This is a genomic window from Sphingomonas albertensis, assembly GCF_014358075.1.
Lineage (GTDB): Bacteria > Pseudomonadota > Alphaproteobacteria > Sphingomonadales > Sphingomonadaceae > Sphingomonas > Sphingomonas albertensis.
In genome coordinates, this window is the sequence record NZ_JACONT010000009.1 from 101,645 (window position 1) to 115,109 (window position 13,465).

The 13,465-nt window shown below is 62.5% G+C and carries 13 protein-coding genes; 5 read left to right on the forward strand and 8 right to left on the reverse strand.

All coding sequences use genetic code 11. The features are described from left to right. Nucleotides 1-8 precede the first annotated feature (8 nt). From H8S47_RS06390 to H8S47_RS06405, 4 genes are all read right to left on the reverse strand, one after another. Nucleotides 9-1,355 carry an O-antigen ligase family protein gene (locus H8S47_RS06390; protein WP_187503086.1) on the reverse strand — a complete coding sequence of 449 codons (1,347 nt, stop codon included), beginning with the start codon at nucleotides 1,353-1,355 and terminating at the stop codon, nucleotides 9-11. Beyond that, on the reverse strand, nucleotides 1,352-2,701 hold the full coding sequence (locus H8S47_RS06395) for a hypothetical protein (protein WP_187503087.1): 1,350 nt from the start codon (nucleotides 2,699-2,701) through the stop codon (nucleotides 1,352-1,354). The genes H8S47_RS06390 and H8S47_RS06395 overlap by 4 nt, the downstream gene beginning before the upstream one ends. Nucleotides 2,702-2,718: 17 nt before the next feature. After that, entirely contained in the window at nucleotides 2,719-4,917 is a 2,199-nt protein-coding gene (locus H8S47_RS06400) for a GumC family protein (RefSeq protein WP_328805446.1), read from the reverse strand. A 64-nt stretch (nucleotides 4,918-4,981) separates the two neighbouring features. Then, nucleotides 4,982-5,653, reverse strand: coding sequence for a polysaccharide biosynthesis/export family protein (locus tag H8S47_RS06405; protein ID WP_187503089.1), 672 nt, complete (start codon nucleotides 5,651-5,653; stop codon nucleotides 4,982-4,984). A 569-nt stretch (nucleotides 5,654-6,222) separates the two neighbouring features. Between H8S47_RS06405 and H8S47_RS06410 the strand changes: the two genes are divergently transcribed. Then, nucleotides 6,223-7,065 carry a hypothetical protein gene (locus H8S47_RS06410; protein WP_187503090.1) on the forward strand — a complete coding sequence of 281 codons (843 nt, stop codon included), beginning with the start codon at nucleotides 6,223-6,225 and terminating at the stop codon, nucleotides 7,063-7,065. 50 nt (nucleotides 7,066-7,115) lie between these two features. Here the strand turns inward: H8S47_RS06410 and H8S47_RS06415 are convergent, their stop codons facing one another. Both H8S47_RS06415 and H8S47_RS06420 read right to left on the reverse strand, forming a co-directional pair. Further along, nucleotides 7,116-7,868: a metallophosphoesterase family protein gene (locus tag H8S47_RS06415; RefSeq protein WP_214654974.1), complete on the reverse strand. Its 753-nt coding sequence runs from the start codon at nucleotides 7,866-7,868 to the stop codon at nucleotides 7,116-7,118. 90 nt (nucleotides 7,869-7,958) lie between these two features. After that, nucleotides 7,959-9,242, reverse strand: a complete 1,284-nt coding sequence (locus H8S47_RS06420; RefSeq protein ID WP_187503092.1) for a nucleotide sugar dehydrogenase — start codon at nucleotides 9,240-9,242, stop codon at nucleotides 7,959-7,961. 379 nt (nucleotides 9,243-9,621) lie between these two features. Here H8S47_RS06420 and H8S47_RS06425 point away from each other — a divergent pair, with 379 nt between their 5' ends. The 4 genes from H8S47_RS06425 to H8S47_RS06440 all read left to right on the forward strand — a co-directional run bounded on the left by H8S47_RS06425 (nucleotide 9,622) and on the right by H8S47_RS06440 (nucleotide 11,848). Beyond that, nucleotides 9,622-10,614: a site-specific integrase gene (locus tag H8S47_RS06425; RefSeq protein ID WP_187503093.1), complete on the forward strand. Its 993-nt coding sequence runs from the start codon at nucleotides 9,622-9,624 to the stop codon at nucleotides 10,612-10,614. A 122-nt stretch (nucleotides 10,615-10,736) separates the two neighbouring features. Then, the gene (locus tag H8S47_RS06430) at nucleotides 10,737-11,039 is read left to right on the forward strand and encodes a type II toxin-antitoxin system HigB family toxin (RefSeq protein ID WP_187503094.1); all 303 of its coding nucleotides are present in this window, start codon (nucleotides 10,737-10,739) and stop codon (nucleotides 11,037-11,039) included. Nucleotides 11,040-11,062: 23 nt separating this feature from the next. Beyond that, nucleotides 11,063-11,431, forward strand: a complete 369-nt coding sequence (locus tag H8S47_RS06435) for a helix-turn-helix domain-containing protein (protein WP_187503095.1) — start codon at nucleotides 11,063-11,065, stop codon at nucleotides 11,429-11,431. A 9-nt stretch (nucleotides 11,432-11,440) separates the two neighbouring features. Beyond that, nucleotides 11,441-11,848: a hypothetical protein gene (locus tag H8S47_RS06440; RefSeq protein ID WP_187503096.1), complete on the forward strand. Its 408-nt coding sequence runs from the start codon at nucleotides 11,441-11,443 to the stop codon at nucleotides 11,846-11,848. A 132-nt stretch (nucleotides 11,849-11,980) separates the two neighbouring features. Here the strand turns inward: H8S47_RS06440 and H8S47_RS06445 are convergent, their stop codons facing one another. Next, a complete protein-coding gene (locus H8S47_RS06445) occupies nucleotides 11,981-12,238 on the reverse strand; it encodes a hypothetical protein (RefSeq protein ID WP_187503097.1) in 258 nt (85 codons plus the stop codon). A 149-nt stretch (nucleotides 12,239-12,387) separates the two neighbouring features. Next, on the reverse strand, nucleotides 12,388-13,465 hold a 1,078-nt coding region (locus tag H8S47_RS06450; RefSeq protein WP_187503098.1), incomplete at its 5' end, for an SGNH/GDSL hydrolase family protein.

Sequence of the window (13,465 nt, forward strand, 5' to 3'; positions counted from 1 at the left end):
ATCCAGAACTAGAGCGTCAGATGACGCGCCGAGGACGGTTGGCGACTGCGCTGCGTATAGGGACGGACGCCGGACATCAGGCCGAGACAGGCCGCGAACACCGCCGACAGCGCCGCGGTACGCAGCGGATAGTCCACCACGCTGTGCAGCATGATCGCCGCGGTCGCGATGACGGCCGCCTGCGCGAACGGATCGGGCTCCTCGGCGCGCCAGATCGCGCGCAGGCGGACGACCCACCAAGCCAGGAACAGCGCGGCGAACGCGACCCCGACGATGCCCGTCTCCAGCAGCAGTTCGAGCCAGTCGCTGTGCGCGTGGTTCATGAAGGTGGTGGTGACCGACCCAAGCGGCTCCTGCATGTGATAGACCGGCTGGAAGCTGCCGGTGCCCGAGCCGATCGGGAAATAGTCGCGGGCAGCCCGCAGGGTCAGCGCGAACGAGGTCTGGCGCGACAGCTCGACGTTGCTCGTCTGCGCGCCGAACAGGTTATTGCCGAACGGGCCGATCACGATCGTGACGACCGCTGCGAGCGATACGACGACGGTCGCGACGACGATCCCGCGCCGGAGAGCGGGGCGCTGGTGCCCGAAGGCCAGCCAGGAACCGAGCGCCACGGGCACGCTGAGGCCGATGCCGGCCAGCGACGAGTTGATCAGCAGGCCGACGAAGATGATCGCATAGGCGGCACCGACCAGCAGGCGGATCGCCGAGGCACTGCGCTGCGATCCGCTGCGTCGCAGCAGGGTCGCCTGAAGCGCCGCAAGGAACGGGATGCAGACCAGCAGCAGCGTCGCATTGTGGTTGGCGTTGGCAAAGAATCCGACCGCGACGCCGTAATTGGTGATCCGGTAGAGATAGGCGCCGGTCCCGCCGATCACCTGGAGCGCGCCGATCGCGACCGAGGCGAGCGTGACCGCGACGATCGCCGTGGCGATACCGCGTCCACGGAACGCGCCGAGCACGACGACACCGAGCAGCACGGCGAACGCCGGCAGCAGCCAGAGGATGCTCGACAGCGCGACGTCGGGCGCCAGCGTCAGCGGCAGCCAGGGCAGGGGTATGCCGAGCAGGCGATAGCCCTCGACCACCGCGCTGCGACCGGGCAGCATGGTCCAGAGTTCGGGCGGCAGCGGCACCAGCTGGAGCAGCGCGATGACGAGGAAGATCGCGAGCAGGCCGAGCGGCGCCCGGATCTGTGCCGAGGGGCGTTCCTGCATCATCTGCCACAAAGCCCAGCCGATCAGCGGCAGGCTGGCGATCTGGAGCATGAAATTGGCGATGAATCCCGCCGCACTCGCACCCCCGAGCAGCAGGCAGGCGAGCAGATAGACGGGGACGACCGCATGGCGGATCATGGCGTGGTTTCCGATGCGGGAGCCGATGTGGTTTCCCGAGGGCCTACCGATGCCGGACCTGACAGGGTGCGGAGATCGAGGTCGCGCAACGTCACGCCCAGCGGGGAGGGGAAATCGCCGGCCTCGCCGCGCAGCGTCAGCGTCTGCGCCGGGCAGCTGGCCGGAACGACGATCTCGGTCGCGACGCGGTGCGGCTTGGCTGTCGCGGTCACGGCGACGTTCATCAGCTGGTTTTGGTCGCTCGACGCCACGGTGCCGCAGGCGAGCGACCAATATAGCTTGGCAGCCGCGTCGGTCTTGCCGGGGTCGACGGTGAACGCGAACCGGTAGCGTCCCGGTTGCAGGACCAGCAACTGGCGCGCGAGGTCGCCGCTGTCGCGGCCGTAATAGTCCACCATCAGGCTATTGTTGCGGATATCGGCTGCGCCGAGGCCGCTGGCGGTCAGGGTCCAGTCGAACGGGGGCGACGCGGCGGTCTTGCGGAAACCGGCATTGGTGATGAGTGCTGCGGACTGCGCCGGCGCGACGCCGTAGATGCGCTGCCATACCGATCGCGCGACCGGATATTGGCCGCGGGCGACCAGGCGGTTCACCAGGACCGGACCCCAGCTATCCTTCGCGCGCGCATCGACGCGCGCAGCGGGGCTAGCGAGCGCGAAGATCGCAGCGGGCGCGGTGTCGGACTTGGCGAGCGCGGTCAGCACGCCACGTTCGAGCACCGGATCGGTGGCGAGCGTATGGCGGACCGCGTCGCGCGTTTCGGGCGCCATCGTCATCTTCGCCATCGCGGTCGCGATCGGGGCTTGGGTTGCGCCGAGAATCCGCGCCAGTACCGAGAATTGCGCCGCGGCATCGGCGTAGCGCGCGGTGCGCAGATAGCGATCGAGCAGAAGCAGGTGGATCAGCCGCTGGCGGGGATCGAGCCGCTGTCCGGCCTCCAGTGTCGCGACGGCACGGTCGGGCATGCGGTCGAGCAACTGCTGGTGGCCGAGGATCAGATAGGCGCGGGCATCGAGCGGCGCAGCCGCAGCCGCGCGCCGGACGGCGTCGAGCGTGGCGGCGTCGAGCAGACCGCGCTGCGCCACGAGCATCGCCGCGGTCCTGGCAAGCACGGCGTCGGGGTAATCGGGCGCGAACCGCACGATTGCCGGCGCAGTCGCCGGCAACGTCCGCACCATCGCCGCCTGGAAGGACAGCCAGCCCACCGACACGCCGGCAACCACCAGGATCGCAGCGGACGCAAAGCCGCGAACGCTGCCCAGGCCCCCGCGGGGTGGGGTCCCGCGTTCGCTACGGCCCTCGGCGCGGCTTGCACTGCGGCTGGGCTCGCGCCGCTTACGGCTCATCGTTCAGGGCTCATCGTTCAGGGCTCGTCATGCATCGTCAGCATGATCCGGCGCTTCTTCTCGTTGCCGTCCGCGACATAGCGATACTGGTCCTTGTTCTGCCCATAGCCGTAGCCATAACCGTACCCGTAGGACGACTGTGGCTGGTAGCGCGTCAGGATGGCGCCGACCATGTGCGCGCCGGCGGTCCGCATGCGGTTCTGCGCCTCCACCGCCGCGCGTGTCCGGGTGCGACCGGATTCGATTACCATCAGCGTCGCCTGCACGATCGACGACAGCAACGGAGAGTCGGCAAGGCCGAGGATCGGCGGACCGTCGATGACGACGACATCGAACGTCGCGGACGCATCGGCGAGCAGCGCGGCGAAACGCGCGGATGCGATCAGCTCTGGCGGGCTCGGCGGAATGGTGCCCGATGGCATCACCCACAAGGCGTCAATATCGGTCTGCAGGACATGCTCGCTGAGCGATCCGGTGTTGGTGAGGATGTGCGACAGCCCGACATTCTCGCGCCCGGTGACGAAGGCGGGGCGACGCATGTCGGCATCGATCAGCAGCACCGACTTGCCGAGGCGGGTGAAGCTGTAGGCCAGCGCCCAGGCCGAGGTCGACTTGCCCTCGGCGGGACGCGTGCTGGTGACCAGCAGAGTCTTGGGCGCGCCGCCCTCGGTGATGAACTGCATCGCCGAGGCGGTCGACAGATAGGCTTCGGCGACCGGCGACAGCGTATCGCGCAGTTCGTCGATCGGCTTGGCAGTCTTGGCGGTGGGGATGCCGCCCAGGAACGGCAGTTGCAGCTTGTCGCGGATATCGTCGGGCGACTTGATCGTGTCGTTGATGAACTCGAGCGCGATCGCCGCGAGCATGCCCATCACCAAACCGAGCAGCGCTCCGATCAGGAGGTTGAAGTAGAGATTGGGCGAAAACGCACCCTTCGGCACCAATCCGCGATCGACCACCGATGCGACCGCAGTGCCGATCCCGCCGGCGACGCCGATCTCCTTGTAGCGCTGCAGAAGTGCGTCGTAGAGTGTTCGATTGGTGTCGACGTCGCGCTTGAGGATATTATACTTGATCAGGCGACCGCGCTGATCGAGCACCGTGCCGCTCAGCCCTGCCACCTGTGAGCGCAGCCGGTCTTCCTCGGCGCGCGCCGCCTGGAAGTCCTGGCGAAGCGTGCCGATGCGATCCGAATTGGCGGTGCGCGTCTCGGTGACGACGGAGGCGCGCAGGGCATCGATCCGCGCCTTCAGCGCGACCATCTCGGGATAGTCGGGGCGGAAGGCCTGGAGCTTCTGCTGGTATTCGGCATCGAGCGCGGCGATCTGTGCGCGCAACGGCGCCGCGTTGCTGCTGCCCTCGGTCGTGGCGCCGCCCAAGGCGGCTTCGCGATACTTCTGCTCGGCCGCGATACGACGCGCCTGCGTGGCGGCGAGCGCGGTGTTGAGCGATACCAGCGAACTGCCGGTCAGCGAATTGGTGTCGCCGCCTTCCTCGCTGCTGCCCGTGCTGATCAGGCGTTCCTGTTGCGCATAAGCGGTCAGCTGGCGTTCCGAGCGCTCGAGATCGCGTCGCGTGGTGGCGATCTGCCGCTGGAGAAAGTCGCGCGCGTAGGACGAGGACTGGTAACGCCGTTCGAGATTGGTGGCGATATAGGCGTCGGTGATGCCGTTGACGATCTTCGCGGCGATCTGCGGGTCGCGCGCGACGAACGATACGGTCACGATCATGCTCTGCGGTTGCAGGCGCACCTGGGTTCCGCCCTGCACGAAGCTTGCCGCGGTCGCGGTGTTGGTGGTGCGGTCGGTGCCCTCGCCGACGATCGTCGGATCCGCGGCTAGGTTCAAATTCTGCGCGACGCGTTCTGCCAAGGCCCGGCTGCCGAGCAACGCAAGCTGGGTACCGACGAAGCTGGCATCGCCGCGCGAACTGCTTTGCCTGCCCCCCTTGCTGCCCTCGTCGACCATGATCTCCACCTCGGGTGGATTGAGTTCCAGCGAGGCGGTGGAGCGGTATTTGAGCGGCGTCAGCAGCGTGATGAGGACTGCGGCCGCGATCCCGGTGCCGACCGCGGCGAGGATCAGCCATCGCCATTCGAACGCGATCCGCCACAGAAGCGACAGCGACAGTTCACGTCCGCCACCCACAGTCCCATAGCTGCCGTAACCGCTTTCCGGGGACATCGGGGCGAGATCGCGGCGCTGATCCGGTTGCACGGTCAGATTCGTGGGACCCGCGGCCCCTGGGCTTGCCATGTACAAAGGTCCTAAAGGCGGGGCGTCAAAGCGCCATGAAGATGGAAGCGAGCGGCAGGCTCTGCATCAGGTCGCGCTGCGTCTTCTTGACGGCCGAACCGTCGACGACGACCGTATCGCCAGGATAGATTTGCGGATCCGGTTCCTCACCGCGACGGATGCTGGTCAGGTCGAATGCAGCTGCCATGCGCTTTCCACCGATCGTCCGGAAAATGGCGACCCGGCGGGGATTGGCCAGATCGTCGGTGCCGCGGGCGAGCGCGACGACCTGCACGAGCGAAAGCGGACCGGTTGCAGGATAGATGCCGGGCTGACGGACCGATCCGTCGACCGTGACGACACGGCTGGCCGACGCCTTCAGCGAGACCGTCACGCTCGGGTTGCGCAGATATTTCTCGTCCAGCCGGCGCGCGATCATGGTGCCGAGTTCGGTCGTGCTGAGCCCGACCGCATCGACGCGACCGATCAACGGCAGGGTGAGGCGTCCGCTCTGGTCGATATCGTAATCACGACTGAGGTCGGCGACCTGGAATACCATAACGCTCACCGTATCGAGCGGTGCCAGCTTGTAGGTATCGTCGACCGCAACGATCTTCGGCGCGTCCGGCGCACCGAAATTGCTAGAGTCATAGGAAATCTTGCCGCCCCGCGTCGAGGCGCAGGCGGCCAGCAGCAAGGCTAGACCGATGATAACCATCCGGCTCGTCGATCCGATTTTTATCATGTCATCGCCCTGCAACCGAAATGCATCGCTGTGATGCCAATGTGCTCATCTACAATTAACCCCGGACTGTCGCAAGCCGGCCGCTACTTACAGACGTGATATAAGAGGACCATTGCGCTGGCCGTAATGACATATCTCCCAAAACTAGCGCGGCAAGCTTTAGCTATCACCGTAGCGTAAACTACGCGCGCTAGGGCAGGCTCGGCTGATATTCTCGAAGTACATCTTCCGGTCTCACACAATGTCTAATGCGAAGCGGCGATATATCGCTCCCCCAGTTAATAGCCATCAGTCCGGAAATTTCCCCTACCCCCAGGCGGAGATGAGCACAGGTGCAAGATGCGGACATTGAATGGGAAGCTGTAGGTCCGACAGAATTGTAAATTACGCATCGCCGATAAACTTGACAAATGTTAAAATATATGTCGTTAAGGTAAACTACATCCCAGGTCGTGCGGTTGCGCTAATTACCCATTCGGTAATTCGCCGCGTTTGATGTGCGGTGTCTAATCAATACTTTCGAAATTTCGCGGCGTACAAAAATGAACTTAAATGCTAACAAACTATTAATTTGGCTGCTGGGAGCAGCGGCATTTATTTTGTTATTAATGCCATTCTTGCCTGTCGAGGGCGGCTCTGTAGCAACTGGATTAATTGGCGACAAATTCGATAAAGAGATCGGCCGATTAGATACTTTGGACGGAATTGAAAAAGCTGTTCCGAAATATATAAAGGATACTGGAAATCCCGACAGAGATTATGCTCGTGCTTTAGCCGAAGTTGTCCAGCTCCATACGATCCATGGAATTTCGAGGCAGAGTTGGAGAGAAAATTGGATAGCAAACTTAATCGATAAATTTGGTATTCCAAATTCATCATTTTCCGGCCGGATGCGACCTGAGGATCTAATTAAGGACAATATAGCCTATTGTTCGCAGGTATCTTTGATTCTCCAAGAATTATTTCGAAGAAAAGGCATAGAATACGCCACTGTCAGATTTAACGTAGGTGGGCCGCCGCCTCACTCTGCAGTGGCGGCAAGGCCGGATGGGGTATGGCGGTATTATGATGCGTCATACGAGGCGGTCGAACAAGGCGTGCCGTTCAGGCAACTCATAGAAACCGATAGATTTCTGAGCATATACCAAGATAAGAGTTGGGACTCGAATAAGATCGGTAAAGAATTTTACGACCTGGCTAAGCAGGGTAAGATAAAGATTATCGATATAAACGGAAGAGGCCCTTACAGGGGACTATTATTCCAAGATATAACTAAGTTTCTTTCAAATTATATCTGGCTATTTCCTTTTACGCTAATGATGGCGATGGTGTTCTTTTCAAGAAGAGTGGCAAGTAGAAAGGTGAGGAAGTCTTTCTTGCGTTGAATTAAATCTTAATAACCGTGAAATTGGTGAAAATAGAAAATCGGATCATATTACTGCGAAGTTCCCGTCGCCAAGAAGCGAAGATCCTCTTCCTCGATTACCGCGGCAGTGAGGATCCCGGTCCGATACGCGCCGGTATCGATGCCGATGCGGTTGAGCCTCTGATCGACGCCGTCGCTGATCGTGTGGCCATGGATCACCATGCAGCCATGATCGTGCGCATCGGACAGGAAGGGCTGGCGGATCCAGCGCAGGTCGCGGGGCTGTTGCTGTTCGATCGGCACGCCCGGCCGGATACCGGCATGGACCAAGAGATAGTCGCCGAACGCGAAGGTATCGCCGAAAGTCTTCAGGAACTCGACATGTGCGACCGGGATCGCGGCATGCAGCAGCTCGGCGATCCGCCGTTCGTCTATCGCCTTCAATGCGGACGGCGCAATACCATAGCTTTCCGCGCAGGCATCGCCGCCGAAGCCGAGCCAGTCATGCGCGATGCCGGGTTCGCCGGCCAGCGCGCGCAGCAGGAATTCCTCGTGATTGCCGAGCAGGAACAAGGTCTTGGCAGGAAAATGCCGGAGACTCTGCAACCGCTCGATGACGCCTGCGGAATCGGGACCACGATCGATCAGGTCGCCGAGGAAGACGACCGCCGCGGTTTCGACCGGGCGGTCGGCGATGTCGTCCTCGATGCGGCCGAGGAGTTCATCGACGAGATCGAGGCGACCATGGACGTCGCCGATCGCATAGAGCCGCTTGCCGCTGGGGCCGGCAAAGCTGCGCGTCGATGATAGGTTGGCCGACATGCGGCGGAACAGCTTGGAAAACACGAAACCCTCGAACGCAAACCCAGGCGGCCGCACGATGACCGTCCCGACAGCCTGTAGGCGCGTTCGCTACATCGTCCATAGCTTCATTCCGATGGGCATCCGTTCAGAACCGGCCAGTGCGTTCTTCAGATCGACGATCCCGCCGCCCGGTGCCAGCAGCGTCGCGAAGCGCGCGAAATCCTCGATCAGCTCACGGTGCGGCACGGCAAGGACGATCAGGTCGTACGCGGTGTCGGGTACTGCAACCATCTCCAGGCCGTACTCGTGCAGGGCTTCGAGCGCTGAGACGAGCGGATCATGGACGTCGACATGGTGGCCGAGTCCCTGGAACGCGGCGACCAGATCGGCGACTTTCGAGTTGCGCAGGTCGGGCACGTTCTGCTTGAACGCCAGCCCGAGCATCAGCACCTTGCAGGCGCGCGCGTCGCCCGAACCCGCGTGCCAGTCGTGCACGTCCTTCGCCACCCAAGCCGCCATGCCGTCGTTCATGTCGCGACCTGCCAGGATGATGCGCGGATCGCAGCCGAGTTCGGTCGCGCGGTGGGCGAGATAATAGGGGTCGACGCCGATACAGTGCCCGCCGACGAGCCCCGGCTCGAACTTAAGGAAGTTCCACTTGGTGCCTGCCGCGGCGAGCACGTCCCACACCGAGAGGTTCATCTTCGCGAAGATCTGCGTGATTTCGTTGACGAAGGCGATGTTGATGTCGCGCTGGGCGTTCTCGATCACCTTGGCCGCCTCGGCCGCCTTGATCGAAGCGGCGCGGAACACGCCGCCCGTCGTCACCTTGTTATACAGGTCTGCGATCGCCTCGAGGACCTCGGGCGTCTGGCCGGAGATCACCTTGGTGATCCGGTCGACGGTATGCTCGCGGTCGCCCGGATTGATCCGTTCGGGCGAATAGCCGAGAAAGAAGTCCTCGCCGCAGACGAGCCCGCTGACGCGCTCCAACTCGGGACCGCACAGATCCTCGGTGACGCCGGGATAGACGGTGCTTTCATAGACGACGATCGAGCGCCGGCCCGGCTTCAGCATGCTGCCGACGGTGCGCGTCGCGGCCATCACGATGCCGAGATCGGGACGGTTGTCGGCATCGACCGGGGTCGGCACGGTGACGATATAGAAATCGGCATCCGGACAGGCTGCGGGATCGGTGGTCAGCTGCAAGGTCGATGCGGTGAGACGATCCGCGTCGATTTCGCCGGTGCGGTCATGCCGGCGTTCGAGTTCGGCGATACGGCCGGCATCGACATCGAGCCCCCAGGTCTCGAACGACTTGGCCAGCGCGACAGCGAGCGGCAACCCGACATAGCCGAGCCCGACCACTATTACGCGCGTGTTTCCGGCCATGTGCGACACCTTTGCCCGTTCCATCAAAATCGGGGTCTTACCGCCAACCAAGGTAACGACAAGTTGCGTTAATTACAGAATATGGCCGAGCGCTCTGCAAAAGAGTTTGAACGGATTTGTGGGAGCGTGTCCGTCATCGATAATTTTCGCGATCAAGACGCGGCAGGCGCTTTGGAATGTGCGAGCGCTCGCTCCGATAATAGGGATCGACGGTTTATTCCGATAAATGTTATTCTCGGAATAAAGAATCATCGGTTCGGCGTGGTGGAATTGCCATGCGGTGTCCGGTGCATCACAGGCCGTTCGGTCGAATTTGGTCCGATCGAATTTTGGCCATTGCGGGAATTTCGGCTCGTCCGAACTGTTGGAGCAACGACCCATGACCGACGACCTCGACGACACCGCGCTCACGCGGATTGCGTCGACACCGTTGATCCCGTTGCTGTTGGACGACGAGATCGAGGCGGCACGCGCCTATGTCGCTGCGGCGCGGGCGCCGGCGACGCGACGTGCGTATGAATCGGACTGGCGGATATTCCTCGCCTGGTGCGCGGCGCGGGCGATCGAGCCTTTGCCCGCCGCGCCCGGCGCGGTGGCGATCTTCCTGTCGGCCGAAGCGGACGCCGGCGTACGACCATCGACGATCGGGCGGCGCCTGGCGGCGATCGGCTATATGCATGCGCAGGCCGGGTATGATCCGCCGCAGCAGCAGCCGGGCGCGGTCGCGATCCGCAATGTCGTCGCCGGGATCCGGCGCACCCACGGCATCAAGAAGGTCCAGAAGCGGGCGGCGGACGGCGACATGCTGCGCGATATGCTGCGTGGCTGCGAGGGCGACAGCGTGCGTGCGGTGCGTGATCGCGCGCTGCTCGCGATCGGCATGGCTGCTGCCCTGCGGCGATCCGAGCTGGTTGCGCTGGATATCGACGATGTCGCGATCACGCCTGACGGGCTGTTGATCACGATCCGCAAATCGAAGACCGACCAGGAGGGCGAAGGCGCGACGATCGCGGTGCCGGAAGGGCGTCGGATCCGACCCAAGGCGTTGTTGCTGGCGTGGATCGCCTGCGCCGGGTTCGGTGACGGCCCGGTGTTCCGCAAGCTGACGCCGCAGGGGCGGATCACGGCGAAGCCGATGAGCGACCGCGGCGTGGCGCTGGTGGTCAAGGCGCGCGCCGCGGCCGCGGGCTATGACCCGGCGCAGGTTGCCGGGCACTCGCTACGGGCCGGCTTTTTGACCGAGGCGGCGCGGCAGGGCGCGACGGTGTTCAAGATGAAGGAAGTCAGCCGGCACAAGTCGCTCGAGATCCTGTCCGACTATGTCCGCAACCACGAGCTGTTCCGCGACCATGCCGGCGAACGCTTTTTGTAGCGGCGAAGCGGTAGCGATCCGGCCTTATATATATGTCTATATATACGAGGCACGAAGCCCCATGCTTCCCATGGCGGGAAAACGGCTTGCTTCCCATCATGGGAAATGCTAGCTCGTCCGACATGAGGATCATCGCCAGGAACAGGTTGATCGCGTTCTGGGCGAGGCATCCGACGACCGAAGCCTCGTTGCGGCATTGGCATGAGGTCGCCAACGCGGCTGCGTGGAAGAGTCCGCTGGAGGTCGTCGCGGACTTTTCGAAAGCCAAGTCGCTCGACGGCGAGCGGGTGCGGTTCGAGGTTGCCGGCGGGGACTATCGGATGGTGGTCGCGTTCGACTGGAAGCGGTCGATCGCTTTCATCAAGTTCGTCGGCACGCATGCGGACTACGACAAGATCGATGCGCTGACGGTGAGCCTGTTTTGAGTATGCCAATTGGAGGTGGCGCGATGCACATTCGTCCTATCCGGACCGACCAGGATCACGAAACGGCGCTGCGCGAGATCGAGGCGCTGTGGGGCGCGGAAGATGGCACCGAGGCGGGCGATCGGCTCGACGTGCTAGCGACCTTGGTCGAGACCTATGAAAGCCGGCGCTGGCCGATCGAGCCGCTGGATCCGGTGCGCGCGATCGAGGCGGCGATGGAGATGAACGGCTACACCCGCGCCGAACTCGCCGCACTGATCGGGCAGTCGCGTGCGACCGAGATACTGGCGCGTCACCGTGCGCTTACCCTACCGATGATCCGCAAGATCGCCGGAGCGTGGCACGTTCCCGAAAAGGTGTTGGTGCAGGATTACGCGCTGGCAAAGGCGTAGGCAGAGAGCATGACAAATTTCAGTAAAACCATCATGTCGCTGGCATGCCTGATCCTTGTGGCAGGTTGCGATCAGGCATCGACGCCCACGCCCAAAGCGGCGAAGGCGGCGGAGGATCCGATAGCGGCCGACGTCGACCGGATGGAAGCCGGGATACGTATCGCCGCTGCCAACAAGCGGATCGATGAACTAGAGCGAGAAGTCGGTGCGTTGCAGGCGACACCGGAAAAGCTCGATCTCGAACTTTTGACCAATCGTGTGGAGGCATTGGAGGCGAAGGTGGGCGGCGATGCATCTTCCCCGGGAAAGCCGTTGGGAAAAACAACGTCCGAGCCCAGCCAGACCCCTCGATCGGGTTCGAAGCCCGACGGGTCAAGGCCAGATAAACAGCAAACCTCTAAATCGGGTTTGCTATAACCCGGCAACCGGATGCGGTTGGCGGTTGATCGCTTCAACTAAGCGGGTTCATATCGTCGCGATACGCCGCAAGGCCTTTTGTGAAAACTGTGCCTCTTGTAAAAATGGGCCGGAATTACCGGCCCATTTCAATCAGTTGCTGTCCGAGTCGTCATCGTTCTCATGATCGATGATCAGGTACGTCACACCCGCGAGGATGCCGATACCGATGACGATCGGAGCGATGCTCGAATCCTGGAGACCAGCGAGATTGCTGGACTTCGACGTAGGCGTGCCTGCACGAACCGACGAGAGCGACCCAGCCGAGCTTGCAACAGGGGCGGCGCTTGCTGCGACTGGCAATGCAGTCAGGGCAATGGCCGATGCGGCCAGGGTCAGTTTCTTAATCATAGGTCACTCCCAGGTATCAGCCAGTTCGGCTGCCCCGCCCAAACGATTGCAACCGTTAAGGGTTCCTGGAACGAGACCAATCAGGTGGGCGCGGTATTACAACCGCTGCCTGATCGGCCACCCATGCTCTACCAGATCCGATCGCGTTTTCAGGGTATGGGCGGGCCTATAAGCCGTTCGAAGCCGCCGCTCAGCCCATTCGTATCGAGCACGCCTGCCAGCCACGTCATCATTTCTCCGTAGATGACGCTTTGGGCGGCCAACTGCGGGTGATTATAGGTCTCGAACACCACGCCTTGATGGGTGGAGGTATAAACGCTGGGCCAACCGCCGCGTCGCTCCACCCATTTGAACCCGCGATATTCGAAGTCGATCAGTTTGACGTCCTCCTCGCGGGCAAGGTCCGCAAGTATCCCGTTCCAGGTCGCATAGGTTGCCAAGCCGTCGACGATCACGCCGCCCCCAGTCCAATCGCGCTTCTGAACCTGCTGCGTGGAAGGCGGGACCAGGAATTCGTCGATCGGCGGATCGAAGTGGCGAACGACACTATTGAAGACACCGCTTTCCTGGATCGATCCAGGTTCGACCTGCACCGTATTGCCGCCAACCCTGCGGGTCACCGTCATGACGATCCCAGCATTTGGTCCAGCGTTTTGCCCAGCGTTCTGCTCGGTGCGGTCGTCGATACGTAATTTGCTACCGGCGCGTATTGCCTGCCCCCCGGCGCGCTCGAATAGCCCTTGCCCATCCACACCCAGAAGGGGTGAGCCGAACGTATTGGCCTCTCGGTCAAACGCCAATGTCCCCCCGTAACGCAGGGTTTCCTGCTCGGCTGGCCATGCGATTCCTTCGTTCAGCGCGTTACGAATTGACGCTGGCGTAGTCCTTTCGGGCCAGGGATGCATCGTGTTGCAGACGATCGGCACGGCACCCGTCGTCTTGATCTCGCGCAGAAGCGGTCGAAGCCGCTCCTTGGTATAAGCAGCATTTGGTCCGCGGCCGTGCACGCCATACGCCGACCCGCTGTTCATCCCGAGACCGAGGACAACGACGTCGTATGGCTTTCCTGCCACGCCGGCATATTGGTTGGGAGTCTGGTCGTCGAATGAACCGCCGACGGCTGCATTGACTTCGCGGATCGTCCGGCCAGCCGGCCGTGCGGCCATCAACGCTTTCGCGAAGTAGCGGGTCGGCGTGTTGTCGGCGATGATGGCCGATCGATCGGGA

Excerpts from the sequence above, each read along its gene's own strand:
- H8S47_RS06390 (WP_187503086.1), bottom strand. The coding sequence starts at position 1,355 with ATGATCCGCCATGCGGTCGTCCCCGTCTATCTGCTCGCCTGCCTGCTG.
- H8S47_RS06395 (WP_187503087.1), bottom strand. The coding sequence starts at position 2,701 with ATGAGCCGTAAGCGGCGCGAGCCCAGCCGCAGTGCAAGCCGCGCCGAG.
- H8S47_RS06405 (WP_187503089.1), bottom strand. The coding sequence starts at position 5,653 with ATGGTTATCATCGGTCTAGCCTTGCTGCTGGCCGCCTGCGCCTCGACG.
- H8S47_RS06410 (WP_187503090.1), top strand. The coding sequence starts at position 6,223 with ATGAACTTAAATGCTAACAAACTATTAATTTGGCTGCTGGGAGCAGCG.
- H8S47_RS06415 (WP_214654974.1), bottom strand. The coding sequence starts at position 7,868 with ATGTCGGCCAACCTATCATCGACGCGCAGCTTTGCCGGCCCCAGCGGC.
- H8S47_RS06420 (WP_187503092.1), bottom strand. The coding sequence starts at position 9,242 with ATGGCCGGAAACACGCGCGTAATAGTGGTCGGGCTCGGCTATGTCGGG.
- H8S47_RS06425 (WP_187503093.1), top strand. The coding sequence starts at position 9,622 with ATGACCGACGACCTCGACGACACCGCGCTCACGCGGATTGCGTCGACA.
- H8S47_RS06430 (WP_187503094.1), top strand. The coding sequence starts at position 10,737 with ATGAGGATCATCGCCAGGAACAGGTTGATCGCGTTCTGGGCGAGGCAT.
- H8S47_RS06435 (WP_187503095.1), top strand. The coding sequence starts at position 11,063 with ATGCACATTCGTCCTATCCGGACCGACCAGGATCACGAAACGGCGCTG.
- H8S47_RS06440 (WP_187503096.1), top strand. The coding sequence starts at position 11,441 with ATGACAAATTTCAGTAAAACCATCATGTCGCTGGCATGCCTGATCCTT.
- H8S47_RS06445 (WP_187503097.1), bottom strand. The coding sequence starts at position 12,238 with ATGATTAAGAAACTGACCCTGGCCGCATCGGCCATTGCCCTGACTGCA.